A 25,913-nucleotide genomic window follows, 5' to 3' on the forward strand; every position below is an offset into this window, starting at 1 on the left:
GTTATGCCCAGATGGCGCGTACCTGTGCTACCGGAATATGCAGCAGATCACGGTACTTGGCAACGGTTCTCCGGGCTACTTTATATCCTCTGTTTAATAAAATCCCTACCAATTGTTGATCAGTATAAGGGTTCCGCTTATCTTCCCGTTCAATCACCTCTTCCAATGCATGCCGGATTACCCGGTTACTGATAACTTCCCCTTCTTTGTTTTCGATCCCTTCTGTAAACAATTCTTTCAGGTGAATGGTTCCAAAAGGCGTTTGCGCATATTTATTACTGGTTAAGCGGGAGATGGTTGAAATATCCAAACCAACCTTGTCGGCAATATGTTTAAGTACCATCGGCTGAAGCAGGTTGATATCACCCTCTTCAAAATAAGCACGCTGCATCTGCAGGATGGCCTTGGTAATTTTCATGATGCTTTCATTCCGCTGTTTAACTGCATACAGCAACCAGTTGGCTGATTGCATTTTAGAACGAAGATATTGAAGCGCCGCTTTATCCTTGGTTTGATCCATACTTTCCTGCAGGGTATCACTCAAACGGAATTGTTCACTATGTATACCGCAAACGATGATCGTATAATCGTCTCCGTTACGCAGAATCTCCACATCCGGAACGATATTATTTTTGGGACTCAGGGAATGCACATCGTTCGCAACAGGACGCATAGGCATTTTACTAAGGAAACTGATCAATTCCCGAAACTCTACTTCAACCAATTCAAGTTTGTCCATCAGTTTTTCAAATCGGCGGTTTTTGAAATCCTCGTAATAATTCTCCAATAAATCAATTGCCTTCCGTACCATCAGATTTTTATGCGTCCGGGAACGTAATTGCAATAACCAACTTTCTCCGATGGAACGTGCTCCGATACCTACTGGCTCCAGGGTATGTATAAAACCAAGTATTGATTCAATTTCCTCCGGAGTTGTCAGAAATTGGGAAAAGGAAAAATCATCCGCAAGCGTATCGAGGTCCTTTTCCAGCAAGCCGGTATCTTCCAGGCAATCAATCAGGTAATTACCAATGGCAGTCTGCCGATCGGTCAGGTTGAGCAGGTCCAACTGTCGTTTGGCTTCCTCCCTAAAATCGGCAGGTGCAGCCAATGGACGTTCCGGCATGTCTGATTCGTTGAAATAGTTGGCGTACTCTTGTTTGTAATCGGGCACATCATTGTAAGCATACTCGTCCCAGTCTTTGTACTCCGCTTCCGCCTGGAGGTCGTATTTATCACAGGGACCTTCTTCTTTGTGTTCGGCTACTTCCTCCAGATAGGGGTTTTGTTCCATTTCCTGACGGAGATGCAGCAATAATTCCTGGCTGTTGTACTGAAACAGGTTCAGTAGCTGAATCTGCTGCGGTAAAATTTTTTGTGTCTGTTGTTGTGATTGGTGCTGGCTGATCATAAACACAGGTTTTGTAGGTTTATAGAATCAAGCAAAGAGCCAGTTTTTATAAGTGCTGCCGGATAGTAAATTTTTTTTCTAACGGATTGATTATAAGAAGTTTAAACTTTTATTTTTGTTACACGTTAAACAGCTTTTTTCACTGGATATTTAACAAATGTGGCTAAAATTCCCCATATCGGGGAAAACAATTTTAATGAAGCGTAATTTATTCCTATATCTGATTATTGGATTCACCACTACACTGATTGTGATGGTAGTTTTCAGCCTCATAAGTTTTCAGCGGATGAATTCCATGATCCGTTATTCCAATCAGGTGGAACATACCTATAAGGTAATGGGGACCCTGAAAAGCCTCAGTGATGTAATTACAGAAGCAGAAACTTCCATCAGAGGATTTGTTATCACCCGGGATAGCAGTTATCTGGTCCCGATGGATCAAATTAAGTCCGAGTACAAGGGATTGATAACAGAATTGGGAAAACTCATTACCGATAACCCCAGACAGGAAAACAGACTGGCCATGATTCGCAGCACACTTCAATTGCGGATTCAGTTATTGGAATCGCTGGAACTATCGGTTGATGCCGATTCTTCCCAAAAAGATATCCTGCAAAGGGTGGCCAAAGGCCGTGATCTGATGGCCAGTTTTAAAGAAAACCTGGCTTTAATGGAAAAAGAAGAAGAAGGTTTATTAAAAGAACGGTTTGAACAAAAAGAACGGTTCCAGAAACTTACTCCCCGCACACTTAAAATTGTTACTGCAATAGTTGGAATTGTTTTTCTTGCTTCTTTTATATTACTTGTGAAAGCGATGCTGGATCGTTTTCGCTTTCAGCAGGAGCTGCAGGAACAATTGTTATCCCTGAAACAAAGTAATGATGAACTGACCCAACTGGCCTTTGCCGCTTCGCATGATCTGCAGGAACCTGTTCGAAAAATCCGGACATTTTCTGACCGCCTGAGAATTCGTCAGAAAGACCGTTTGGATGAAGAAGGTCAAATGATCCTTTCCCGTATTGATGCTTCAGGAAAGAAATTGCAAGGGATGCTGGAGGATATCTCCACTTACATGAACCTGCTGGAATGGAAAGAAAAAGAAGTCCTGATTTCCACCAAAAAGCTATGGGAAGAAGTGGTTCGGGAAAAGCAGGATCGGATCAACCAACTGCAGGCAACAATTGAAATCGGAGATTTACCCGACCTTCATATCTACCCTGAACAGGTGCATACCATGTTCAAAGCACTACTGGACAACGCGTTGTGGTATCATAGAGAGGAGGTGCCACCAGTTATTTCGATTACTCACCGTGAAGTGGATATCAATGAAATAAATATTAAAGGTCTGCCAACCCTTCAGAAACATTATCATGCCATTACTATTCAGGACAATGGGATCGGTTTTGAAAATGAATACAAAGACAAGGTTTTTCAATTGTTCCGCCGACTGCACTCACAGGAAGAGCGATCCGGTAAAGGAATCGGGTTGGCTATCTGTCAGCGTGTTATGGCCAATCACAACGGAATAATCGATGCCTTCGCCGAAGTTAACCAGGGAGCCGCCTTCACCATGTACTTCCCCAAAGTCTAAATTCCACCCGACCGGTGGCACCGGTCGGGTGCCACCGGTCGGGTGAATGGTGCAATGGCACGATAATTTAACCGGGGGGATAGTATCTTAATTGATCACACCTAAATCAACGAATTATGTTACGCTGGACAATTATTTTCCTGGTGGTTGCACTGGTAGCAGCGCTTTTCGGATTTGGCGGAATTGCTGCCGGAGCAGCTGGTATAGCAAAAATTCTTTTTTACATTTTTATTGTATTATTCCTCGTATCCCTAATTGGAGGGATGCTGAAAAAGGGTTAACCCTGAAATTTATTGAAAGGGCAGGATCACTGCCCTTTCTTTGTACATTTACTTATGAATAAGATTTATATTCTCGTAGCAGAAGATGATGCCGATGACCGTTTCCTTTTGGAAACCGCTTTCGCGGAAAACGGTTTCACCGGTAAACTCCAGTTCGTAGAGAACGGAGTTGAACTGCTCGATTATTTGAGTAACCTGAACCCTCAGGATGCAGGCAATGAAAATCATCTGCCAGGATTTATTCTGCTTGATCTAAATATGCCCAAAAAAGACGGGCGCGAAGTTTTAAAAGAACTAAAAGAGGATCCCCGTTTCAAGAAGATCCCCGTAGTAGTATTTACCACCACCAAAAATGAGAACGAAATCAATCGCTGCTACGAATTGGGGGCGAATACCTATGTAGTAAAACCAGTAGGTTTTGAAAATTTAGTTAAGACTATTGAAGACATTCGTTCTTACTGGTTCAAAACAGCACAAATTCCATAAGTCAGGCATATTTTAACCTGCAGGAACAACTGTCTCTTTCCCGTTTTTACCACTTAATAAAGACTGAATCCCTTTCCATATACCAGAACCCTTTTTATCAAAAAGATTGGTAGCAAGGTTACGGACCAGTATAGGTGCGCCAAGTCTGGTTAGCAGTCCCGTATTTTTAAAAAGAGTTCTGCGCAACAATATATCAATACCAAGATCCAGACCTAATTTCAACAAGGGGTTATTGGATTTTGTAGAAGTAAACATACCCAGTGAACCCACCAGTTTGGTAGCCGGTTCCAATTCTTCTTCAATACCCATCCAATCTTGTCGAACCTGGTTTTTCTGAATTACCAGCAGACTCTTGAGTCGCGCTTTTTCTTCCAGCAAATCACGGTGTGTGCGTATCGGATTTATCATATATTGATTGTATTATCTGGTTACGAATCATCGGCACCAGAAGAGATTTACGAAATACAAGCAGCGCAGCCAGACCCAGCAGAAAAAATCCGCCAACAATAAAAAAGCCCGCTTTCATATTGTTCATCGTTTCACCGATCCACCAGGCCATGCCGATGCCACCAAAAAAAACCACAATCAGTCCGAATATGGCAGCAGCCAGGGCCACTACACTTACCGAACTGGCTTTGGCAACTTTTTCTGTTGCATTCACCACCGTCAGGCGATAATAGGTGTCTAGCAGTTCGCCTCCGTGTTCCAACAAATCCGCTGCCTTTGTTTTTAGTGTTTCCATAATGAACTGTTCAGAAGTTAAAAAATGTCGCATTGCCCAACCCGACAATGCGACCCGTTTCCACTTAACTCATAGAGCGCTTGGCTCTATTATATTCCTGACCAGCTTCATCTGCAATATCTTCTGCTTTGGATGCCATTTTCTTAGCAGCCATCGTTGCTTCAGACTTTTTATCGCTCAACCAGGTTCCAAATTCATCGGCCCAGTTTTTTGCATTATCGGCAATCTTGTTACGAAGATCTTTCCCTTTTTCAGGAGCTACCAATAGGCCGATTGCAACACCTGCTGCTGCAGCACCCAGTACCCCTAAAACGATTTTTGATGTAGTTGTCATAGTATTCAATTTAACTGGTTATAAATTTTAATCTGATTAGTCTGGTCAAAACTTCGTGCCAGACTAAACTTTACCTAAATTGTACCCAGCTTACATTTCAGAGGAAATTCATGGGGAAAATACTCCCCATACCGATAAGGATTCACCCCCTGGTAAGCGTAAAAAATTGTGGCATTTTATTAGCGGAAGTTTAAACATGGGTTCAGCCAAGAAAATACTAATCGTAGACGATGAAGAGGATTTGTGTTTGTTGATGAAGATTTATTTTACCCGAAAACAATACGAAGTATCTATCGCAAACACACTGGAAGAAGGCCTGGCCAAGCTGGCAACGCTTAATCCCGATGTACTCTTTTTAGACAATAACCTACCCGATGGACTCGGATGGGAACAGGCACCGGAATTACTTGATAAGTACCCGGAGCTGAATATTCATTTAATAAGTGCATTCCATCCAACTATTCCGCAACATGTGGACCAGCATCGGTTACGAATTATGGAAAAGCCCTTTACCCAACAGCAATTGAATGAACTGGGATTATAAGAATAGAAAATTTTCAGGTCTCGGCTATATAAAAGGTCCCGGCTGCATTATGCAAACGGGACCTTTTCACTTATCCACAACCTGCCACTTTGGGCTTATTGTATCGGTTGATATTCCTTAAATAATTGAATCGGATTAGCTTCCACCAGCTTCCGGTACCCTGCCCATTTGCCACTGAAAAAGGCATTTATTTTGGTTACTGCTTCACCCAGTTTGAACTCTGCGTCTTTCACCAGTTGTTCTTCCTGTGCACCCGGTTTCACCGGCTTGGCACCTATGTACCTGCCTGCCAGTTGCAATACACTCATCGGAGTGGGTGGCTGCTGCGGACGGCCATAGCCCTGGCGTTCAATGGTTTTTCCATTAATAAATTCGCGGATCGATTTGATTTCTTCCTGCATCGCTTTCCCTGCCTTACGTAAGGTGTCCGCGTCCTTACCGGTAAGATCTTTTAATTGTGCGTCCATTTTTTTGGTCAGGTCTTCTGCATCTGTCAGGCGATCCATCCCTTCGATTAATTTATCACTGCTTTTTTTAAGCCGATCTCTTAACTGCCGCTGTGCCAATAATACTTCGCGCCGATCTCCCATGCGGGGATCACCCACCACGGTCAGCATGGTAGAATCCTTCACGCCTGCCAGTTCCATTACCACTTTATAGGTTCCCGGGAAAACATCCTCCCCTCCCGGCTCCGGTGCATTCGGCCGTGGCTTGGGTGAACCCGGACGCCGGTATCCTTTCTGCTCAAAACCCCAATAATTGCGATTATACCCCGAATCAGCCTTCCATTTCAACGTTCGGATCAGTTCATTTTTATCATCGTAAATTTTTACCCAAAGACTATCTGCTTTCTTCCTTGCGCTTGTATCCAGGCGGGATTTATCTACCAAATAGGTCAATGCCGCACCTCTGCGTCGGTTCTCTGCATCCCAGATTCCCCAGGTACTCCATTCATAACCGGGGGCATTCCGGATTTCCGCCTGCACACCAACAGGTGCGGGGAAAACAGTCAATGCCGTTTTGGTGGCCATCCCTTTGTTGGCGGCCAGTTTACGAAGGGGTCGGATATCATCCAGAACCCAAATCGACCGTCCAAAAGTCGCAATCACCAGATCTGCTTCCCTTTCCTGAATCGCCATATCATAGGTAGATACGGAAGGATAACCGTTTTTCCATTGCTCAAAGCTGACTCCATTATTCAGACTCACCCACAGGCCCTGTTCGGTACCCACAAAAATCAGGTTGGGTTCGGTTGGATCCTGTAAAACAGAAAGCGCATATCCCACCAGATTCTTATTGTCTGCAAGGTTTGTCCAGGTTTTACCAAAATCCAGGGTGCGAAAAATATAGGGTTTGAAATCGCCCCGGCGATAATCATTCACCACCACCATGGCCTCTGCTGCATTGTGGCGGGAGGGTTGGATTTGCTGCACCCAGGATCCCAAGGGCATTCCCGGAATTTTACCCCGGAAATTCGTCCAGCTTTTCCCGCCATCCTGTGTAAGCTGAACATTTCCATCATCGGTACCTACCCAAATAACTCCCTGCTGTTTGGCAGATGGTGCAATAGTTAAAATAGTACAATGGTTTTCTGCTCCAGTGATATCAAGGCTCAGTCCGCCATTTTTATTCTGATCAATTTTGCTGGAATCATTGGTGGTGAGGTCGCCGGAAATCATTTCCCAGGTCACCCCTTTATCTGTACTCTTATGCAGGTACTGACTTCCGAAATAGATGGTTTTTTTATCGAAGGGATCCTGCGCCATCCCGGCATTCCAGTTGAACCGCAAAATCGTTTGAAGATTGGGGTTAGCCGGTTTGATAGTCCAGGATTCGCCGGTAGTAACATTATATCTGCCCACATTTCCCTGCTGGCTCATGGCATATACCCAGCTGGCATCTTCGGCATCAGGCATCACATCAAAACCATCACCGCCCCAGAGATTTTCCCAATAATAGTTTTTGATACCGGCGCTCATCCAGGTATAAGCCGGACCTCGCCAGGAGCCATTGTCCTGCATGCCACCCATTACATTATAGGGCTGCTCGTTATCTACATTAATATGATAGAATTGCCCAACCGGCAGCTTTTCATCAAAAACCCAGTTCTTACCCATATCGCGGGTGATACCGATACCGCCATCATTTCCGTCGATGATGAATTTATTGTCTTTGGGATGAATCCAGAACGCATGGTGATCGGGATGGATCCCATTATAGGGGATGACCACTTCAAAATCCTTACCACCATCTTCACTTTTGGCAATCATCTGATAAATCAGCCATACCCGGTTTTCGTTGAGCGGATCCACGGCAATTTCCTGAAAATAGAAGGGCCGGTTTGTTACCCAGGCCGGATTGCTGTTTACCAATTTCCAGTTGTACCCACCGTCTTCGCTTTTGTACAAGCCGTTTTTGGTGGCTTCCACCAGCGCATAGACCACATTCGGATTATTACGTGCAATGGCCAGACCGATTCTGCCGTAATCTCCTTCCGGCAAACCGTTTTCCTTGCCGAGTTTTTTCCATGCTTTACCACCGTCCACGGTCATATACAAGCCGCTTCCGCCACCGCCACTCATGAAACTCCAGGGCGTGCGGTAATGCTGCCACATGGCGGCAAATAGTTTATTGGGATTGGAGGGGTCCATGATCATATCAGAAATTCCGGAACTGTCGTTGGTGTAGAGAATCTTGTTCCAGCTTTGTCCGCCGTCGGTGGTTTTGAATACCCCACGATCGGGATGGAACGCATAGGGATTGCCAATAACCCCGGCATACACGGTGTTTGGATTGGAGGGATCAATCAATACCCGATGGATATTCCGCGTTTTTTCGAGTCCCGTGCGGTTCCATGATTTACCACCATCGATGGATTTATACATGCCTTCACCTATATTGATCGAGTTTCGCGGATTGCCCTCGCCGGTACCCACCCAAACCACATTGGGATTGGATTGCTGCACCGCAACCGATCCGATATTGAGGATGGGTTGTTCATCAAAAACTGGTTTCCATTCATGGCCACCGTTGATGGTTTTCCATACTCCGCCGGAAGCAGAACCCAGGTAAATAATATTGGGGTCATCCACCACGGCATCAATGGCAGTGATACGGCCACTCATACCAGCCGGACCGATATTCCGGGGTTTCATGTTTTTGAACTGATCCAGTGAAACGGTTTCGGCAACAGGTGCAGGGCCCGGTGTTTTTCGAGCTGTCTTTTTTTGTGCTGTTGTTACAAAAGCAGAACCTACCAGCAGAAAGCCTGCCAGCCCTAATTTTCTCCAGTGTGTCATGTGCAGTAAAAATTTGAACTTGGAAATTAAAGGATAATGTGGGAACAATGATCGGAAATTGATGAAAGGTGTACCTTAGTGTTTAACCAATAAAACCAATTTATATGCAAAAATGGAACGTGCTTATGGTGGCGGCTGCTATGACGCTTGGATTCTCTGCCTCAGCTCAAACCAAATGGAAACTGGACAAGGGACATTCCAGTGTTCGGTTCTCGGTGAATCACATGGTAGTATCAGAAGCAGAAGGAACCTTTAAAATGTGGGATGGAACAGTAGAGCACTCCAAAGATGATTTTTCTGATGCAAAGATTGCCTTTACAGTGGATGTGAACTCCATCAATACGGATAATGAGCGCCGCGATGGGCACCTGAAAAGCGATGACTTTTTCAATGCGGAAAAATATCCCACTATCAAATTTGAAAGCACCTCAATGAAACCATTGGGAAATAACAAATACAGCCTGAGTGGCAACCTGACGATCCGGGATGTAACCAAACCGGTAACCTTTGAAGTATCACATGGTGGGGTAATTGCGGGTGGCCGTGGCCGTAAGGCAGGTTTCAAGGCAACTACCACTATTAATCGCTTTGATTATAACCTGAAATGGGACCGTGCAACCGAAACCGGCGGACTGGTTGTTGGCAAGGACGTAGAAGTAACCGTGAAGGTGGAATTGGATGAAGTGAAGTGATAAGTGTCAGACAGGTGTTAGAACAGTGTTAGAGAGGTGTCAGATACATGTTGGAACTAGTGTCTGACACCTAAACGAAAAAGCCCCCGTCCAGAGGGGCTTTTCTTTTTTAGTAGTGTTAAGTGATCCAGATCCAGAATTTGTCCATATGTAACAACCGAGACAATTCGCTTACTGCTGCTTCATGATGTAAAGATGCACCGGCTAATCTTTAAAAAAGAATGTCTTCGGTCATCGCTCACCATTTCCCGATCAATCGACTTTTTTGCCCGTTTTCCGGATCTTGGCAACTGGATTATTGTTCCTTATTCTTTTCGTTATAGGCTTTTTCTGCGGCTTTTGCTTTTGCAAAGTCCAGAATCAGGCCGTTAATGCAATAACGGAGGCCGGTTGGTGGGGGACCATCTTCAAAAACATGTCCCAGGTGCGCCTTGCAACGGCCACATTGAACCTCCGTGCGGCGCATGCCATGGGTATTATCGGGCGTATAGATGATACTGGTTTTGGAAATAGGCTGGTAAAAACTGGGCCAGCCGCAACCGCTTTCAAATTTGGTATCGCTCTGGAAAAGGGCGTTTCCGCAGGCAGCGCAATGGTAAGTACCTATTTCTTTAGAGGTTTCGAAGGGGCTGGACCAGGGACGTTCTGTTCCTTTCTGGCGGGCGATATGATACACATCAGCCGGCAGGATTTTTTTCCATTCCTCCTCACTGAGATTGACTTTATCGGTTGAGGAACGAGAGAATACAGGGTTTTTAGACGTATCCATTGATTTGATTTTTTCTTTTGATTGCTGCGAAAAACTGCATTGCTGGAAGGCCAGCAGACAGGCGAGCAGGGCAAATTTCACATACATAGTTCGCATATTTATATAACAAAGCTACGGCCCACTGGTTCGTTTGGATTGTCAGCTGGTTGACAGTTTTCAAGGTTAATCGGGTTTTAATGGAATATTTTTAGGCTCTAACCCGTAAATTTGACATTCATCTGAGCTTTTTAACAACATGTTTAATTTAATTCTATTTGGTCCTCCCGGCAGTGGGAAAGGTACACAGTCGGAGCGACTGATCTCCCGTTATGGTTTGAAACATTTGTCTACCGGCGATTTGCTGCGTTCAGAGATCGCCAATAAAACCACTTTGGGGTTGGAAGCCAAGGGTTTTATGGACCGGGGTGAACTGGTTCCGGATGCGGTGGTTATCGGTATGATCCGTTCTGCACTCGACAATAATCCGGAAGCGAAGGGATTCCTGTTTGACGGCTTTCCGCGTACCAAGGCACAGTCAGAAGCGCTGGATACCTTACTGGCGCAGCGGGAGGAGGCTATCAATGTGGTACTGGCCCTTGGTGTAACCGAGGAAGAATTGGTAAAACGCTTATTGAACCGAGGACTAACCAGCGGACGTACCGATGATGTGAATGAAGGTATTATCCGCGCCCGAATAGAAGAATATCATAAAAAGACTTCAGCCGTAGCCGACCATTACCGTGAATTCGGCAAAGTGGTGGAAGTAAAAGGGGAAGGCACGGTGGATGATATTTTCGAAGCACTCTGCGCCGAAATCGAAAAGCGCAAAGCCGCCTAATTTTCACCCGTCGGGTTTACCCGACGGGTGTGTTTTTTCTCCCGTTGGGTAAGGCGGCAGCCGTCCCGTCGGGTGAAAAAACACACCAACTCATATGAACCACTCCAAACTATACTTCCTGCTGGAAGAATTTCCTGCTCTTCTCAACACCCTTGATCCGTCCACCCCACCCTGCTGGGGCAAAATGAATGTCCAGCAAATGGTGGAGCATTTTATTGATGCAACACTGGTAGCTGCCGGAAAAATCCCCATTCAATTATACACCCCGGCAGACCGCCTGCCGCTGATGGTTAAATTCCTGTTCAGCGAAGAACCCTTCCGCGAGAACACCAAGAACCCCTTATTACCAGAAATACCGCAACCCGTTCGGCTGCCCGATATGGAAACTGCCATCTCCGAATTAAAGCGGGCTCTCACCGCCTTTGAAAAGGCATTTGCCGAAAACCCGGAGCGGGAAATCATTAATCCATTTTTTGGTCCGCTTAATTATGCTGGACAGATACAGTTACTCCACAAGCACGCGAAGCATCATTTAAAGCAATTTGGTCTGTAAAACCATAGTTACGGACGATTATAAAAATTTATACCTGTCCGTAACTGATATCAGACCAAATAACAGGCAGGATTGCAGAGAAAAAAATACTGAATGAAGCGCTTCACTCCAAACTTATTTAATCCGTAATTATTTTGAAAACGAATTTGAATTTGCAGGTGCCTTTGGGCTTCATTAAATCAACAGCTGGGCCTCACGCCAGCTTATGCTGAAACTTGTTTTATGCGGATCAGCAGCGTCCTGGATGATTAAAATAATCATCAACAATAAAGGCGGATTACATAACCGGATAACAAGAGCGCCGATTCAGTTACTACCCTTCAAGTTGTATGAAACCCGTGAATATCTGTTAAGCAGAGGAATCCGCCTGGATTCCTACCAATTGCTGGAGCTTTATATGGCGATGGGAGGAGTGCCACATTATTTAAAACAAATCCAGAAAGGCGAAAGTGTAAAACAGGCCATTGATCGTTTATATTTTACCCGGGGCGCGATGTTGAAAATAGCATTCAGCAATTCTTCTCGTTTGCTTTAGAATAGAAAGAGAAAAGGCAGCCAAGCAGCAGCAATAATCAATACATACATCAGGATTTAAAGCTAAGTACAGTCTGGTAATCAAGAAAAAAAGGTGGCACCAGACCTGCTGTATTTGAGAGGGGGAGAATTTCTTTAGGCAGCAAAAAACCCAGTTCCTCCTGCATGAAATTCCTTCGCGCCATACATCGATCATAACAATCGGGGAAAGCCTTCTTTAATTCCTGTTGAAGCTTTTCATCCGCAACTACATATCCATCCTCCATGCGTGAAGAAAAATATTGTTTCGACCTCGGAATTATATCCAACTGAAAATACATACCACTGCGGATAGTGTCTAAGGAGCCTTCATAAATTGGAGAGCTAACCCATTCTTCAAAATGAATCAGGTGACCGGGATTCAAAAAAACATTGAACTGTTCAAACGGCAGCAATTCCTGTATGCGCGAGTAGATTTCACCTCCAACTGCACCAATGCGCAACATCTTCAACCATTCTGCACAGGCGCTGAAATAGGGCGCAGCAAACGCACGGATATACGCAGCCGCTTTCTCCGGCAACTCTTTCTCACTGGCAACCACCCATCCGGCCCTGCAAATATTACTGCCCCAATAAGACAGGTTGGTTGAACAGGGATCGCCCTGTTGAATTACACCTCCGGTTGGGCTTGATAATCCTATATGCTGGTTGGCATCACTTTTTAATCCGATATGGCAACCAAGCGGATAACCCGTGTACTTATATTGCTGAACCATCTCAAAATCAGAGATACCAATTTTAAAATTTTTAAAGAAATGAATCATTCCTTCTGATGCCATCGTATTGGAGAATTCAAACTGGGCAATTTCAAATGCTGAACAGGTGGCTTTTAATCCATATACCGGCGACATAAATATGTCCGTTGCATTTTCCACAGCATCGTACCCGCAATTATTGCGTACCGTATCAGCAATAAATCCAGGAATATCCAGCATTTTTTCCGGTTGCGAAAATTCTATGTAGTTAAAATATTTCCAACCCACACAACCAACCTTCGCTCCTTTCACCATTCCTTCATCAGCAAAGATCGCTGCCAGCGGACGGCTTGAATTCCTGGGTTGACTGATCAATGAAAATGGCTGGTATCGTTCATGCCTTAACCGGCCTGCCTGATACAAAGGAGAAACCGTCAAATGGGATACACACTCATTTCCCACCAGAAGCAACGGATCTCCCTCCAGTCCCAATATCAGCAAAGCCTCTTCAAACCGGGGATCAAAATGCACGAGATAAAGCAGGTTCGCAAAATGTTCCCGATCGCCATATATAATCAGGTGGCTAAACCCCCGGTTATGCATATACGCACGGCACAGACTGATCCGCTCTTCCAATTCGGAAACCGGTGGAAAAATTACAGGGCGGCCTTCCCCAAACGATGGCCATTCGAGTTTTTTCAGATATACCTCTTTTGCTGCCATAATTTATTGTTTTATATACTTTGCCGGAATCAGAAAATGAATAATTAACCAGGCGAGCAGATACACCATGCCGCAAAAAACAAACAGCGTCTGGTAACCAGGAATGATATTCCCCTGATTTTTATAATGGTCAAGCAGAAGCCCGGTTACCAGTGGAAATAAGATGCCACCCACGGAACCCGCCATCCCGCCAATACCAATTACAGAACTCAGAGAATGCTTTGGAAACATATCGGAAGCAATGGTGAAAATATTTGCACTCCATGCATTGTGGGCGGCAGCAGCCAAACTGATAACAAGAACAGCAATCCAGATATTGTCAACATAACTTGCAATCGTAACAGGCACAACACAAACAGCAGCTATGAGCAGTGATAATTTCCTGGCTCGTACAGGTGTTTTTCCTTTTTTTATCATGTAGGAAGAGAGATAGCCTCCACCTATACTGCCTAAGGTGGTTGCAGCATAAACAATAACCAGATGCAGGCTTGGCTTACTCAGATTCAATGCAAACCGGCTGGCAAAAAAAGAAGGCATCCAGAAAAGGAAAAACCACCAGATAGGATCCGCCAGAAATTTTCCGGTTATAAATACCCAGGTTTCTCTCATTTTGAAAAGAGAAGCCCAGGATACTTTTTGCTGCGGTATCAATTCCTCTGCATCACTGTTGATATAGGCAAGTTCGCTAACGGAAACACCTGCAGTTTGGGCTGGCAGATAATACATATGCCACCAGAAAAACAACCAGATAAAACCAAGGGCTCCGGTTACAATAAAGGCCCATTGCCAACCAAAAGAAGCCAATAACAACGGAACTACCACCGGGGCCAGTACAGCTCCCACGCTTGCTCCTGAATTGAACAATCCGGTTGCCAGTGCACGTTCGCGCCTGGGAAACCACTCCGCCACGGTTTTAATAGCAGCGGGGAAATTTCCGGCTTCACCAATTCCCAACAAGCCTCTGGCAATCATAAAACCGCCTGTGGTAGAAACAAATGCGTGCACCATAGCTGCAGCACTCCATACAATTACCGAAACTATGTATCCCTTGCGGGTACCAATTTTATCAATCCACCTGCCAAATAACAACAGGCCAATGGCATAGGTAAATGAAAACGCCATCACCATTTTACTGAAATCCGTTTCAGACCATTGGAATTTTTGCTCCAGCACCGGCTTGAGCAAACCAATTACCTGGCGATCGAGATAATTGATGGTGGTTGCAAAAAATAGCAACACAACCACCACCCACCGGTAATGCCCTCTATCCTTCAGTTTTTGAAGTACGGATCTCTTCATGCAGATGATTTTTTTATTTCCCTGCGCATTTTTTCCAGTATTTGCTCATTTACTTCAATGAGATGCCTGGTTGTACCGGCACGATGCCATTCCGGAAATCGGTCCTGGTGATAAAAGGGTTCAGGAGTTAACAATTCATTTTCCAGATAAGTCAATAAAGAGGAATAATAACTGTCTGCTTCGGCTTGTATCAGGATTCTTGCCCTCAATGCATTGTACTCATTCAATTGGCGGTTGATGGTTTCGATATACCGGGGATGTTCAGGAAATGGCTCGTTAGAACTTTTCAAAAGTGCATCAATAAATTTACCTGCCCCTCCGTCCTTGTTGGGTGCCTGTTTTTGCATCAGCGCAGCAATGGTCGGACTAATATCTGTATGTTCAAAATAAGGAAGCTTTCTGTTGCCTGCGATTGACGGACCATAAAAAAGAAGCGGTGTAAGTGCACTGTCTATATCTATAACCGGATGCCATCCTTTCACACTTTGGCCATGATCACCACCAACAACCAATAAGGTAGAATTCATCCAACCTTTCTTTTCAAGAAAAGAAATAAATATACCCAACTGCTCATCGGCATTTTTAATTGCAGCTGCATAGGGAGAACCCTCTCCCCAGATATTACGGTAATAGGGTTTATCCGGGCTTGTCATGGTAAGATACCTGCCTTCGTTGCCGGGTGTCTGCAGATGAATGCGCATATACCGAACCGGTAGTTCATCCAGCAGCTCCATACTTCGCTTTACCAATTTTTCGTCTGTATAACCATTGTATTGTTCGCAAATATCAAAGCCGCGGGTTACAGAATCGTATGCCTTTGAATTCGCCATAAAAGCAGTTAATTCATCAGCTTCAAAAATATCCTGCAGCATGCGGTTTCCCTTTTTCACAAAGATGGTCCCCTCCTGTAATACCGGATTTGGAAAGGAGGTAGAATGCAATTGACCATATTCACCAACAGTGGGGTGATGTGGAACAATCATACATGATTTTTCTATGCTGGTTCCTTCTATTGCCAAAGCGTTATAATGGGTCATGCTGAGCAGGGATGGTGCCTGCCAGTGCATACCGTCGATGATAAAAACGATGACTCTCTCTATACTCATAACAACACTAAATTATCCTTTATCAGTCTCTCTTTCCCAGAACTGCCCCTTTTTCAATTGGCATTACATTTTCTGCATATATCTTCAGCCAGTTGTTCTCCAGCTTACGAACAGCAGGCCGCCATTCTTTCATTCTTTGCACATACAAAACGGGATCAATCAGCAAATCAATTTTTCGCGTTGAAAGATCAATCCGGATCGTATCGCCCTCTTCCACTATAGCCAGTGGCCCGCCACAGGCTGCTTCCGGCATTACCTGCCCAATCGTAATGCCTTTGTTAAGCCCCGATAATTCACCATCTGTAACCACTGCAACTGTTGCTCCTTTACCAGCACCGCTTAATGCGGCCATAAAGCTACAGGCGAATACCGTACCCGGTCCGCCTACCGGCCCCATCATACGCAGTATTACAATATCACCGTCCTTAATTTTTCCTTCGGACAAGGCCAGCATGGCAAGATCTTCATCATTGAAAACCTTGGCCGGTCCCTCAAAAATCCGATGGCTGGTGCCAATACCTGAAAGTTTTACGATAGCGCCTGCTGGTGCCAGATTGCCACGAATGATGGTGAGTCCGGGTTCATTCCGGAAAGGATTATCAACTGGCCGTATAATTGCTTCATTAATTTCAATTGCATCTTTCAGCAATAATGACAGGGATAAGCCATCTACCGTCATTACATGTAAATTTAGCAGCTGCTTTAACCGATATAATACTGCCCTCGTTCCTCCTGCGCTTTCCAGGTCTTCAATTCTATCCGGACCATTTGGCCTGATCTGTGTTATTTGGGAAAGCTGACCAGCTTCCTGCTCAAACATGGCCACTACATCAATGTCCAGTCCGGCTTCTACAGCAATGGCGGATAAATGACGAACAGTATTGACAGAACAACCAATAGAAATAGCCACCCGGATTGCATTCTCAAATGCTCCGATGGTTAATATATCTCTTGGACGGATATCCTTTTCTATCAATGAAATAATTTGTTGGCCCGCTTTGCGAACAACATCACGCAGTTTATCGCTTGCTGCGCGAATGGGTGTTGTACCTGAGAGCGCCATTCCCAATGCCTCCGTAAGGCAATGCATGGAATTGGCTGTAGCCATACCTGCGCATACTCCCGGTCCTTTGATTGCACAGCGTGTCCATTCTTTCATCTCAGCAAGGGTCATTTTACCCATGAGCAGGGTTCCCACCCCTTTATACACTTCTTCAATATCCACTTCTTTACCATGGCAATTTCCACCCAACTGATAGCCACATGGAATAACCAGTGCAGGAATATTCAGTCTGGCTGCCGCCATCAGATGCGCTGGTGTTGTTTTATCACAGGAGGAGAGTAAGATCATTCCATCGAGTACCGCTCCTTCCAGCATCACTTCAATTTCATTCACCATCAGATCGCGGGTAGGCATCAGGTAACGTGCTTTTTTTCCTGCTGAGGTTACAAAATCAGATGGTGCAATTGTATTGATTTCAAAAGGAAGTCCACCCGCTTCCCGAATGGCTTCCTGTGTTAATTGGGAGAATTCATCCAGGTGCTGATAACAAACAGACAGTCCGGAGGAGGAATTGATAACGGCAATCTTTGGCTTTTCAAAATCAGCTTCATCAATACCCATGGCAATCCACTGGGCACGTCGAACCGCCCAGCGGGTACTTCCTTCCTCAAAATTGCTACGCAACTTATTGCTCATATGCGGTCTTAAGTTTATTTGATTTCATCCATTGGTTTACAGCAAATCCGTTGATATTCATTACTGGTAGCTGCTCCTTTACAGATAAAGCAGCAGCAGCTCCTGCCGCATAACCCATTCCAAAACATTGTGCTGTTACGCGGGCAGAGGCCAGTGCTTCATGTTCGGCCGATAAACAACGGCCAGCCACCAGGTAATTGGTAGCACCAATTGGCACCAGTGTTTCAAATGGAATCGTATAATAGTCGTTGTCCAGATAATGAATCTCCAACCTTTCTGCGCCATGCAATTCAATCGGCCAGGCAGAAAGAGCTATCGCATCTCCCTGTTTTCTTGCCAGCAAAACATCTTCATTACTTAGTTTATACACCCCTTCAATTGACCGGCTTTGTCGGATGCCTACCTGACACCCTGTATCATTGAGATAGGCATTTTCAAATCCGTCTATATGTTCAATAAGAAATCGTGCATAGGATTCGGCCTGACGTCGTCCTTCCATTTCTGCAAAACTCATATCGGCTGAATTGGTTCCTATTGGTACCCGACCATCGGGAAATGTGATTTTTGTCATATTACACAACACTTCCCCTGAATGTGGCAATGGAAAAAGATAAACATGATGACGGGGCAGCTTGTATTTACCTGCCTGATGCGATTCAGCAATCATCCTGTTTATTGAATCCGGATCTACTCCTGTAAATGCGGCCATATTAACATTGCCCATTTTGAACATCATGGTAGGGGTTTGAATGCTTCCCTTTTTTCCATAATAGGTAGCACATCCGATTGAATGCACCAGTTCCGCATCTCCGGATGCATCTATCACGAAACGCGGATACACCAGAAAAAATCCATCCATAGCTTTTAGCAAAAGGCTGCTTACTCTACCTTCTTCAGTCAAAAAAGCCCGCAGAAATTGGGTATGATACAATACCTGACAATGGTGCTGCAGGAGCAAATCGTCCGCCACACATTTCCAGGAAAAAGCATCATGCGGCACCAATAATGTTTTACCAAATGGAACAGGGTCAGTAACCCCATTTCGGTGGATTAATGCCTGGTAAAATTCATCCGCAAAACCAAATACAAGCTGCTGCCTGTTGGTACCGCTGCTGAATAATCCGCAGATGGTACCACTTAAACCAGCCACCGACGCACCACCACAAAAACCATATCGTTCCACAAGCAGTACAGACAATCCACATCGGGCTGCAGCAATGGCAGCCGAAACACCAGCGGCTCCTCCGCCAATGATGCATACATCCGGCTGATATCGTACAGGTATATCAGCTAAATGAATATCCTGTGTCATGTAAGAGTTTATCTTTTTTGTCTTTTGGAAAATAATCGAGATTACAGATATGCTTTGGCACCAGACCAGCAAGTGTATCCATTACTGCCTGAGCAGCAGCTGTTGCAATACGTTCATTCGATTCAGTAGTGGATCCTGCCACATGTGGCGATAATATCACATTTGAGAAAGCCATAAGTGGATGGCCGGCCGGTAATGGCTCCCGCTCAAATACATCAATGGCAGCCCCTGCAATTTGATTTTGCGAAAGTGCCTGCACCAATGCGCCTTCATCTACCAGATCACCACGGGAGGCATTTATCAGACAGGCACCGGGTTTCATCATTGACAATAAGCGTCTTCCTACCATATGTTGGGTAATGGTTGTAGATGGACAATGAAGCGTCACAAAATCAGCCGTTCTGAATAACATATCCAAATCATCCGTTTGAGAAATGGCAGGCAATGGATTGATTACATAGGGATCATAAGCTATTACATTCATACCCAGATTACTACAGAACCGTGCAGTTGCCAATCCTGTTTTACCTAATCCGACAATGCCCAGCATTTTATTCTTGACATCCCGTTGCTTGGGTGAAAATCGTTCCTGCCAGCGCTGTTCCCTTACCGCCCGATCCATACCTATCACCTGCTTGGACAAGGCCATTACCATTGCTACCACATGTTCCGCAACGGTTTCATCGTTGGTACCGGGCGTATTGCATACATAAATTCCTTTCTCTCCCGCAAACTTCATATCAACATTATCAAGTCCCACACCGGTTCTGACAATCGCTTTTAATTTTACACCGGCTTCAATTACATCACTGTCAAAGCGGGTAGTTGCCCTTAGAATTGCAGCATCGGCCTCTTTGATCATATTCAGGGCCGTTTCCTTTCTGGTATCTGGAGCCAACAAAATTTCTACCTGATCACCAAGAAGATCCATGCCCTTTTTATTGATCGGTTCAGAAATAAATATTTTAGGGATAGCAGTCATAAATACAGATTATCCGTTTTGTTTATCAAAAATTTGAATTAAGGCACTGAAATCCAGGTCACCTTTGCCTGCAGAAACGAGGCTGTCCATTTCTTCAAATAATAATGCTGTGCCGGGCAAATGGATCGATGCTTCTGCTGTAACGGCCCTGGCTATGCGCAGATCTTTTCGGTATAACTGCAGTTTAAAGCCGGGAGAAAAATCTTTCCGCACCATCTTCTCTCCGGTTATCTGCAGGGCCCTGCTATTGGCAAAACCACCCAGCATCACTTCGCGCAGGCGTTCTAAATCAATACCAGCAGTTCCTGCAAGTGTAAATGCTTCAACAATGCCCTGTGTTGTAAGTGCTGTAGCTATCTGGTTGCAGGATTTGGTGATTTGTCCGGCACCAATTCCGCCCATATGATTCACTTTATTTCCCATTACCTGCAAAACAGGTAATGCTTTATCAAAAGCAGTTTTATTACCTCCCACCATAATGGAAAGGGTTGCATCAATCGCCCCTTTTTCACCTCCTGAAACCGGTGCATCCAGGCTATCAGCACCTAGTTTTACCATGGTTTCATTTATTTCTTTTTCCGTTGAGGCGTCAATGGTTGACATATCTATAAACAACTTACCCGCAGCAATGCCCGCAGCTACGCCTTCTGTACCAAATACAACTTCTTTGATATGTGGTGTGTCAGGTACAATGCAGATAATTATATCTGAGCTATTGGCCACTTCCTTTGGAGAACCGCATGCTTTTGCACCAAGATTTGTAAGCTGTTGAACAGCAGATGCATTGATATCATAAACAAATAGGGTATAACCAGCCCTGATCAGGTTGCCCGCCATGGGCAGGCCCATAATTCCGAGCCCTATAAATCCGATACCGGATGTAAGCATATCGTTAGTTTAAGTTTTAATTCTTTTTTTATAGGGTGGCTATTGACTGCCGCAGGTTGCTGAGGGTGCTTCGCGCACCTTTCATCAGGAAACCCGCTTCGGTGCCGCATGCAATACAGCGAATACCCAGTTCTGCATATTTTTGTACTTCGGCAGAATCTGCAATCAGAATACCGGTATGTTTGCCGGCTTTCTTCGCTGCTGTTATTATCGCTTTAAGTGCATCAATAAAAACCGGATGATCGGTTTGACCGAATATGCCAAGCGACATAGACAAATCAGATGGTCCGATAAATAAGACATCTACCCCTTCCACCGCAGCAATTGTATCCAGGTGTTGCAGGGAATTCACTGTTTCAATCTGGATAATACCCAGTAAATCATGTTCAGTTATCCTTTGATATGCATCAAAATCAGCACCATACCCGGCTGCAGGTATCATTTTAGCTACTCCCCGTATTCCTGCGGGGGGATATCTCATGGCACGAATGGCAAGTGTTGCATCTTCAGCAGTATCTATACGCGGACACATAATTCCTCCCGCACCAAAATCCAGTACCCGGTGAATGCGTTGTTTCTGGTGACTTTCAACTCGTACAATGGCTGTGGTACCTGAATTTTTTATCGATAAAATCTGGTGAAGTGCAGCCTGTTCATCACCCAGGCCATGTTCAAGATCAATAACAACCCAATCAAAGCCGGCCTGAGCAATCATCTCGGTGGTTATTGGATTGCCGAGGCTTAAAAATGTACCAAATACAGTATCGCCTCTTTTTAATTTCTGTTTTATTCCTTCCATATAAAAATTCAACTATATGAGCAAGCGGGTGGTTGTTTATATAAGCAAATAACCAGCTATTTCTTCCCTTTATGCGTTCCATTATTTGCAAAAAGGACGACTATATTTGCCGTATTTATTCTGTTAACCTGCATTACGATTGATTGGTTTTTTTTGGTAGATTGCAAGAACATCGTTTGCCTGCCGAACATGAAACCCATTCACATAAAACAGATTCATTCCGCCAACTATTCTTTCAGTATTGAAGAAAGAGTACGACCCGGTTTCACGGTTCCTTATCATTTCCATAATGAATATGAACTTACGGCCATATTGAAGGGCAGCGGCTCCCGCTTTATCGGAAATAATATCAGCGATTTTACCGACCGGGATATGGTGCTGGTTGGGAAAAACCTGCCGCATCACTGGCATAATAATGAAGAAGATCATGGCCGTGGTGTTGAAGATGCGGTTAAATCAATTGTGCTGAAATTTGATTCTGAATTTAATGGCGTGCGTCTTTTTGATCTCCCAGAAAATTATGAGATTCAGCAGTTACTTGAAAGAGCATCCGGTGGGTTAAGTATAAAAGGAGCCACATTTGATAAACTGGTATCGCTTATGCAACAATTATTGCAGGCCAGTGGTCCGGATCGCATATCCTTATTGCTAAAGATCCTTCATGAAATTGCGGTTTCTGAAAATGTTGAAACCCTTTCTACCGAAGGAAAACTGGCTGTGTCCTATGAATTTGAGAATCATCGTATGAACCGGGTCTATGATTATATCATGTCCAATTACCTGGATGATATCAGCCTGACCGAAGTGGCTTCTGTTGCCTGTATGAATGAAGCAGCATTTTGTAAATATTTCAAGAAGCGATATAACAAAACCTTTATACAGGTGGTTAGTGAATTGCGCATCAGCTATGCCTGCCGCGAGCTGATCAAAGAAGATTCTAATATTACAGATATCTGCTACCGAAGCGGATTCAAGACTTTTTCCAATTTCACCAAGTCCTTTAAAAAAATTACCGGTACCAGTCCGAGGGAATACAAACTTAAGGTGAGTAAACAAAAATGATTACTTGAAGATTTCCTGTCCGGGTAACTCCTCTCCATTCCAGATTCGTTGTTGCGTCCATGCAGTTGCATCTTCCTTCCAGAATGGCTTCTCTTCGGAAATCCCCAGATGTGTAAGCCCAACTGTACACATGTAAAGTGCTCCTGTATAATTATAATAGTCCCTTGCATTAACCTGTTCTCCTACAATGCCCGCATTCAGGTAACCGGCTTCATCAAATGTACCAGGCATTGACATCATGTTTCGGATTACAGCAGTAATAGCTGCCCTGGTTGCTCCTGGTGAGCAGGTAGCAGGAATGAAATCATCCCGAAAGGCAAGGTATTCAAGCAGCTGAAGTGCAGCAATTCTATAAACAGAGGAGCGCCCTGTTACCGGGAAAGTCCCCTCAGGTGAAATCATGTTCTCAATCAGTTTTGCATACAGTTTTCCGCGTTCAATACTTTCTTCCAACGATATTTTAGTCTTTAGCCCAAGTGAAGAACATTGACGAATCGTTTCAATCAGCAATGGATGGATAACATAACTGTTATAGTAATCGCGATGAAAATCCGGACCGTCCCCATAAATTCCATCACCCAAATACCAGTCGTCCATTTTTTTAACTGCGTAACGGATTGTTTTTTGATTGGCATCGCCGGTAAACTTAAGGATGGCCGTTTCGATGATGGCAGGAAATAACAACCAGTTACTTGTATTTGGTTTAAATAAACGATGCGTTTTCAACGCTGAAATAATATTGTTTTGCTGCTCTTTAGTTAGTGGATCCCACAATTGTTTTGGAGCTAACAGTAAAGGATACGCGATATATGCTGCATGTACAATTCTTTCCTGGGTAGCCTTGCCAAACAGGTAATCAGGTGAAACCGGATTGCTGGCATTGATCAGTGATTTACGGGCAAGTTCAATATAAGCCGCACGTAAATTTCCTTCCATTGTTTCATCTGCTCCAAGAGAAAGCCAGGGTGCCATACCTGATAGGGTACGTCCAAATGCCTGAAGCGGCGAAGTTTCAATATTGCTTTCCCTTGTTTCCCAATTTTTACGCGGAAATTCCTGGCGCAGTTTTTCTTCACTCAGTGGTTTAAGTACCGGATCAGCAATCTGCTGTAATAATTGAATTGTGTATGTACGATCTTCCTGCCCGCCTTTTTTATAATATTTCACCAGCTCAGACCCTGCCAGCAGAAAAGCACCTGTTCCATAAGTTTCAGAATCATTGAAGGTTACATCCGTAGGGGCATCCCCCACTTCCTGAACATAGCCAAGCTTTCCATTTGCATGTACTGATTCCTGTAAAGCCTTCCACCCTTTCTCAACCGTTATTCCAAATTTTGCCGCCGGTAGTATGCCCTGATTAATGCCCCAGGTTATAGCATACACATAAAATCCGGTTCCGCTGGATTCTTTCTGCGGGTAATTTTCAGGATCCAACAAACTTTGACTCCAGAATCCATTCTTCATTTGCAGCCGTTTGATCTTATAGGCAATTTCTTTGTACTGGTTCAAAAAATAGGGATAGTCAGGATGTTGTTTGGGCAGGTATTGCAACACGCGAGCCAGCCCGGCAAGCACCCAGCCATTTCCCCTCGACCAGAAGATAGGCTGGCCATTGGTTGATTTCATGGTAAAAAAGCGATCGTCTCTGAAATAGAGGCTGTCCTTTTTTGAATACAGATAAGTGGAGGTCCGCTTATACTCCTGTATCATGAAATCCATGTATTTGGGTTCATTGAAAACCGTAGCCATCCTTGCATAGGCAGGTGGTGCCATAAAGATGGCATCGCACCAGGACCACCATTCCCACCAGTATTTATTTTTATCAAAACTTATATCCGGCTCCAGTTCCCTTCGCATGGGTGCGTCCATCACAAAGCGCGATTTGTCAACATACTTTTTGTTGCTATCCTTTTCATACAACTCAATAAATACCTGGGAAATGGCCAGTACATTGGCATCGTAAGGCCTTGGCACTGTTTCCCAATGTACTCTTTCACCCATCGCTTTAATGGAATCCAGCCAATGGTTTTCACCCGACACATTATGCAAAGCCATCAGTCCAATATAAAATGGCCCGTATTCCCATGAGTTCCACTCTTTTCCTGTGGGGTTTTTTAGTTGCCAGTCTGCCACTTTATTCATCAGCTCCAGCATTTTTGCCGGGTTCGTTGTAAACTGCTGTTTCGACTGCGCAGCGGCATAACCGTAAGTAAGCAGGAAAACCAGGCAACATCCCAGTCTTTTGATCGTTGTTCGTATCATCTGTAAAAACTTTTTGCGTTGAATACTTCTTCTTTCGTTGCGCTTTTAACGGCATAGGTAAATCCGGGTTGGATACTGTAGCCTCCATACGCACCTGTTGGCGCCAGTGCAATAAATCCAACCTGCAGGTCTCTGCTTTTATCGGGATTGATCTTAACTATTTTCTCCACCGCTTTTCTGCAGGCAGCTTCGGGTGCTAATCCCTGTTCCATATAACTCACTATAAGATGTGCACCGGCAATACGGATGATTTCTTCACCCACACCGGAAGCGGTGGCGGCTCCGGCAGCATTATCAACATACAGACCTGAACCAATGATGGGAGAATCACCCACACGGCCGCGCATTTTATAAGCCATCCCACTGGTTGTACAGGCGCCACTAAGGTTGCCGCTACCATCCAGGGCCAGCATACCGATGGTGTCATGATTAAGTTCACCACCCAGCCGGTTTTCAATATTTTTTTCGGGCTTATAGTTCGAGGTTTTAAGCCATTCTTTATAATCCGCTTCGCTTTCAGGAGTAAGCAGGTTTGTCTTTTTAAATCCATTGGCAAGCGCAAACTGAAGCGCCCCCTCTCCGGCGAGGTATATATGCGGTGTTTTTTCCATCACCATTCTGGCAACGGAAACAGGATGCATGATCTGCTCCAGACAAAGTACTGCACCACAATTAAACCGACTGTCCATGATACAGGCATCCAGTGTTACTTTTCCTTCGCGATCCGGTAAGCCACCATAACCAACCGTTCTGGCACCGGGATCAGCTTCTGCCAGTTTTACACCGGCTTCCACCGCATCCAGTGAAGATCCTCCCTTTTCAAGGATGGGCCAGGCCACTGCATTGGCTTTACGACCATAATTCCAGGTGGAAATAAGAAGCGCATGCTGCCTGCCTGCCCGTTTGGATTGAGCAAACGCTGCCGGCAGAGGGCCTGCAACACCTGCTAACAAAGCAGCTTTTAATAGTTCCCGACGTTTGATATTCACGTTTA

Annotated in this window: 25 protein-coding genes; 9 read left to right on the plus strand and 16 right to left on the minus strand. The window is 44.7% G+C overall.

The genetic code is table 11. The features are described 5' to 3' along the window. Window position 1: 1 nt before the first annotated feature. Window positions 2–1,411 carry an RNA polymerase factor sigma-54 gene (rpoN, locus tag B2746_RS19360; protein ID WP_290797749.1) on the minus strand — a complete coding sequence of 470 codons (1,410 nt, stop codon included), beginning with the start codon at window positions 1,409–1,411 and terminating at the stop codon, window positions 2–4. Between the two features lie 196 nt (window positions 1,412–1,607). Here rpoN and B2746_RS19365 point away from each other — a divergent pair, with 196 nt between their 5' ends. From B2746_RS19365 to B2746_RS19375, 3 genes are all read left to right on the plus strand, one after another. Then, window positions 1,608–3,002 (plus strand): sensor histidine kinase, encoded by a 1,395-nt coding sequence (locus tag B2746_RS19365; RefSeq protein ID WP_290797752.1) that lies wholly within the window; start codon window positions 1,608–1,610, stop codon window positions 3,000–3,002. A 116-nt stretch (window positions 3,003–3,118) separates the two neighbouring features. Beyond that, on the plus strand, window positions 3,119–3,283 hold the full coding sequence (locus tag B2746_RS19370; protein WP_290797755.1) for a DUF1328 domain-containing protein: 165 nt from the start codon (window positions 3,119–3,121) through the stop codon (window positions 3,281–3,283). Window positions 3,284–3,337: 54 nt separating this feature from the next. Continuing rightward, window positions 3,338–3,769 (plus strand): response regulator, encoded by a 432-nt coding sequence (locus B2746_RS19375; protein WP_290797758.1) that lies wholly within the window; start codon window positions 3,338–3,340, stop codon window positions 3,767–3,769. Window positions 3,770–3,781: 12 nt separating this feature from the next. On the opposite strand, the gene B2746_RS19380 is transcribed toward B2746_RS19375, so the two are convergent. The 3 genes from B2746_RS19380 to B2746_RS19390 form a co-directional block, all read right to left on the minus strand. Continuing rightward, complete coding sequence (locus tag B2746_RS19380) at window positions 3,782–4,177, minus strand: hypothetical protein (RefSeq protein ID WP_290797760.1); 396 nt, start codon at window positions 4,175–4,177, stop codon at window positions 3,782–3,784. Beyond that, entirely contained in the window at window positions 4,149–4,511 is a 363-nt protein-coding gene (locus B2746_RS19385; protein WP_290797764.1) for a phage holin family protein, read from the minus strand. The genes B2746_RS19380 and B2746_RS19385 overlap by 29 nt, the downstream gene beginning before the upstream one ends. Before the next feature lie 64 nt (window positions 4,512–4,575). Next, window positions 4,576–4,845 carry a YtxH domain-containing protein gene (locus B2746_RS19390; RefSeq protein ID WP_290797767.1) on the minus strand — a complete coding sequence of 90 codons (270 nt, stop codon included), beginning with the start codon at window positions 4,843–4,845 and terminating at the stop codon, window positions 4,576–4,578. 196 nt (window positions 4,846–5,041) lie between these two features. Between B2746_RS19390 and B2746_RS19395 the strand changes: the two genes are divergently transcribed. Then, window positions 5,042–5,389: a response regulator gene (locus B2746_RS19395; protein ID WP_290797768.1), complete on the plus strand. Its 348-nt coding sequence runs from the start codon at window positions 5,042–5,044 to the stop codon at window positions 5,387–5,389. Between the two features lie 95 nt (window positions 5,390–5,484). On the opposite strand, the gene B2746_RS19400 is transcribed toward B2746_RS19395, so the two are convergent. Further along, window positions 5,485–8,688 (minus strand): WD40/YVTN/BNR-like repeat-containing protein, encoded by a 3,204-nt coding sequence (locus B2746_RS19400; protein WP_290797770.1) that lies wholly within the window; start codon window positions 8,686–8,688, stop codon window positions 5,485–5,487. Between the two features lie 104 nt (window positions 8,689–8,792). Here B2746_RS19400 and B2746_RS19405 point away from each other — a divergent pair, with 104 nt between their 5' ends. After that, window positions 8,793–9,380, plus strand: coding sequence for a YceI family protein (locus B2746_RS19405; RefSeq protein WP_290797773.1), 588 nt, complete (start codon window positions 8,793–8,795; stop codon window positions 9,378–9,380). 295 nt (window positions 9,381–9,675) lie between these two features. On the opposite strand, the gene msrB is transcribed toward B2746_RS19405, so the two are convergent. Beyond that, complete coding sequence (gene msrB / locus B2746_RS19410; RefSeq protein WP_290797776.1) at window positions 9,676–10,236, minus strand: peptide-methionine (R)-S-oxide reductase MsrB; 561 nt, start codon at window positions 10,234–10,236, stop codon at window positions 9,676–9,678. A 148-nt stretch (window positions 10,237–10,384) separates the two neighbouring features. On the opposite strand from msrB, the gene B2746_RS19415 reads away from it, so the two are divergent. From B2746_RS19415 to B2746_RS19425, 3 genes are all read left to right on the plus strand, one after another. Further along, a complete protein-coding gene (locus tag B2746_RS19415) occupies window positions 10,385–10,966 on the plus strand; it encodes an adenylate kinase (protein WP_290797779.1) in 582 nt (193 codons plus the stop codon). Window positions 10,967–11,060: 94 nt separating this feature from the next. Next, a complete protein-coding gene (locus B2746_RS19420; RefSeq protein ID WP_290797783.1) occupies window positions 11,061–11,519 on the plus strand; it encodes a DinB family protein in 459 nt (152 codons plus the stop codon). A 205-nt stretch (window positions 11,520–11,724) separates the two neighbouring features. Beyond that, window positions 11,725–12,054 (plus strand): hypothetical protein, encoded by a 330-nt coding sequence (locus B2746_RS19425; RefSeq protein ID WP_290797785.1) that lies wholly within the window; start codon window positions 11,725–11,727, stop codon window positions 12,052–12,054. A gap of 49 nt (window positions 12,055–12,103) precedes the next feature. Here B2746_RS19425 and B2746_RS19430 read toward each other — a convergent pair whose 3' ends face one another. From B2746_RS19430 to B2746_RS19465, 8 genes are read right to left on the minus strand one after another with little or no spacing between them, the layout of a single operon-like run. After that, window positions 12,104–13,510: a hypothetical protein gene (locus B2746_RS19430; RefSeq protein ID WP_290797788.1), complete on the minus strand. Its 1,407-nt coding sequence runs from the start codon at window positions 13,508–13,510 to the stop codon at window positions 12,104–12,106. 3 nt (window positions 13,511–13,513) lie between these two features. Beyond that, a complete protein-coding gene (locus B2746_RS19435; protein WP_290797791.1) occupies window positions 13,514–14,809 on the minus strand; it encodes an MFS transporter in 1,296 nt (431 codons plus the stop codon). Beyond that, a complete protein-coding gene (locus tag B2746_RS19440; RefSeq protein ID WP_290797794.1) occupies window positions 14,806–15,915 on the minus strand; it encodes a sulfatase-like hydrolase/transferase in 1,110 nt (369 codons plus the stop codon). The genes B2746_RS19435 and B2746_RS19440 overlap by 4 nt, the downstream gene beginning before the upstream one ends. 22 nt (window positions 15,916–15,937) lie before the next feature. Then, entirely contained in the window at window positions 15,938–17,614 is a 1,677-nt protein-coding gene (locus B2746_RS19445) for a dihydroxy-acid dehydratase (protein ID WP_290797796.1), read from the minus strand. Continuing rightward, window positions 17,604–18,926 (minus strand): FAD-dependent oxidoreductase, encoded by a 1,323-nt coding sequence (locus B2746_RS19450; protein ID WP_290797798.1) that lies wholly within the window; start codon window positions 18,924–18,926, stop codon window positions 17,604–17,606. The genes B2746_RS19445 and B2746_RS19450 overlap by 11 nt, the downstream gene beginning before the upstream one ends. Beyond that, entirely contained in the window at window positions 18,901–19,908 is a 1,008-nt protein-coding gene (locus tag B2746_RS19455; RefSeq protein ID WP_290797800.1) for a hydroxyacid dehydrogenase, read from the minus strand. The genes B2746_RS19450 and B2746_RS19455 overlap by 26 nt, the downstream gene beginning before the upstream one ends. A gap of 9 nt (window positions 19,909–19,917) precedes the next feature. Continuing rightward, a complete protein-coding gene (locus tag B2746_RS19460) occupies window positions 19,918–20,796 on the minus strand; it encodes an NAD(P)-dependent oxidoreductase (protein WP_290797802.1) in 879 nt (292 codons plus the stop codon). A 28-nt stretch (window positions 20,797–20,824) separates the two neighbouring features. Beyond that, window positions 20,825–21,595, minus strand: a complete 771-nt coding sequence (locus B2746_RS19465; protein ID WP_290797805.1) for an HpcH/HpaI aldolase family protein — start codon at window positions 21,593–21,595, stop codon at window positions 20,825–20,827. A gap of 189 nt (window positions 21,596–21,784) precedes the next feature. Here B2746_RS19465 and B2746_RS19470 point away from each other — a divergent pair, with 189 nt between their 5' ends. Beyond that, window positions 21,785–22,657, plus strand: a complete 873-nt coding sequence (locus tag B2746_RS19470) for an AraC family transcriptional regulator (protein WP_290797807.1) — start codon at window positions 21,785–21,787, stop codon at window positions 22,655–22,657. Here the strand turns inward: B2746_RS19470 and B2746_RS19475 are convergent, their stop codons facing one another. Together B2746_RS19475 and B2746_RS19480 are read right to left on the minus strand one after the other, a co-directional pair. Further along, window positions 22,658–24,919 (minus strand): DUF2264 domain-containing protein, encoded by a 2,262-nt coding sequence (locus B2746_RS19475; RefSeq protein ID WP_290797810.1) that lies wholly within the window; start codon window positions 24,917–24,919, stop codon window positions 22,658–22,660. Next, a complete protein-coding gene (locus tag B2746_RS19480) occupies window positions 24,916–25,908 on the minus strand; it encodes an isoaspartyl peptidase/L-asparaginase family protein (protein ID WP_290797813.1) in 993 nt (330 codons plus the stop codon). The genes B2746_RS19475 and B2746_RS19480 overlap by 4 nt, the downstream gene beginning before the upstream one ends. Window positions 25,909–25,913: the final 5 nt, after the last annotated feature.

Origin of the sequence: Flavihumibacter sp. UBA7668 (assembly GCF_002483205.1) — a bacterium.
GTDB lineage: Bacteria > Bacteroidota > Bacteroidia > Chitinophagales > Chitinophagaceae > Flavihumibacter.